Below are 1,431 nucleotides of genomic sequence, written 5' to 3' on the forward strand. Positions count from 1 at the left end.
GCGTTGACGTTAGGCTTCAAACGGATCTATCTGCCACCGGTGGATGTGTCGTTTCTTGACTTTGCGCAAGATGTGGAGTTGATTCCGCTTCCGACAGTGGAAGCGTTGCTTGAGCATCTTCGAGGACAGTCTACACTCATGTTTGAAGGCTTTCTATCTCCTGTTATTACAGAACAGGCACCTACTCACGAGCAGCCGGAGACGGATTTTGCCTCGATCCGTGGCCAGCAGCAGGCGAAGCGCGCATTGGAGATTGCGGCGGCTGGGGGACATCATACGTTATTGATCGGCCCGCCAGGTTGTGGCAAGAGTATGCTGGCTGGTGCTTTTTCTTCTATCATGTCGGATTTAGCGCAGGAGGAAGCGCTTGAAGTGTATAGTTTATATCATTTGGCGCGGGTAAAGCAGGGGATGACGTTGCGTCCGCCTTATCGCCAACCTCACCATTCCGCTTCTGCTATTTCATTGATAGGTGGGGGTACTCATCCGAAGCCTGGAGAGATTTCTTTGGCACACCGTGGCATACTGTTCCTTGATGAGCTGGGTGAATTCTCGAGGAAGACGCTGGATATGCTACGGCAGCCGATGGAGTCTGGAGAAGTGACGATTTAGTGATCGCTACCTGTGTATCACACAATTCAGACGCTAGTCTGACAATTCGAGAACATGCAAAATGAAAAGCCAACTAATCGTGTAAACGTTCGGTTGGCTTTTTTGTTATAAAAGAAAATAGTCGAAGAATTGATTTCTTCTATTGAAATTGCAAGTGAAATTCAATTCATCTTTTATAAAACATGATACGTATGCCGTTTCTCTTTTTAATAATTCAATTTTGCTGTTTTGACCATGCTGTATCACCTCCGCTATACTCTAAACAATCAGATTGAGTAAAGAAGGTGAAGGGATGGCTTCGACAGTCATGAGTATTGGGCTGCAAGGGTTAAAAGGGGAACGGGTCCGTGTGGAGGCCGACATACGCGTCGATAAGGAGCAGTGTGTAATTATTGGGTTGCCGGATGCGAGTATCAAGGAATCGAAGGAGCGTATTTTGAGTTGTTTGCACCATTTGGATTTTGATTTGACGATGAAGAAGATTACGATTCATTTGTCGCCAGCGGATATACAGAAGAGTGGGACGGGTTTTGATGGTGCGATGTTGCTTGCGGCTATTCAGGAGCTGACGGATCAGCCTTTGCCGCTGGATGATTCCATCTGCGTCATTACGTCTCTATCACTGCATGGCGAGTTGGTTCCGTTCCATGGCTTGTTGCCTGCAATCCAGCAAGCGTTGACGTTAGGATTCAAACGGATCTATTTGCCACCGGTGGATGTGTCATTTCTTGACTTTGCGCAAGATGTGGAGTTGATTCCGCTTCCGACAGTGGAAGCGTTGCTTGAGCATCTTCGAGGACAGTCTACGCTCTTGTTTGA

General features: G+C 47.4%; 2 protein-coding genes. Both read left to right on the top strand.

Translation table 11 applies throughout. The features are described from left to right. The coding region (locus CSV80_RS17255; protein ID WP_143560516.1) for an ATP-binding protein at positions 1-612 on the top strand (612 nt) is incomplete at its 5' end. Between the two features lie 292 nt (positions 613-904). Further along, on the top strand, positions 905-1,431 hold a 527-nt coding region (locus tag CSV80_RS17260; protein WP_304442310.1), incomplete at its 3' end, for a magnesium chelatase domain-containing protein.

It is taken from the genome of Sporosarcina sp. P12(2017) (assembly GCF_002743035.1).
GTDB classification, from domain to species: domain Bacteria; phylum Bacillota; class Bacilli; order Bacillales_A; family Planococcaceae; genus Sporosarcina; species Sporosarcina ureae.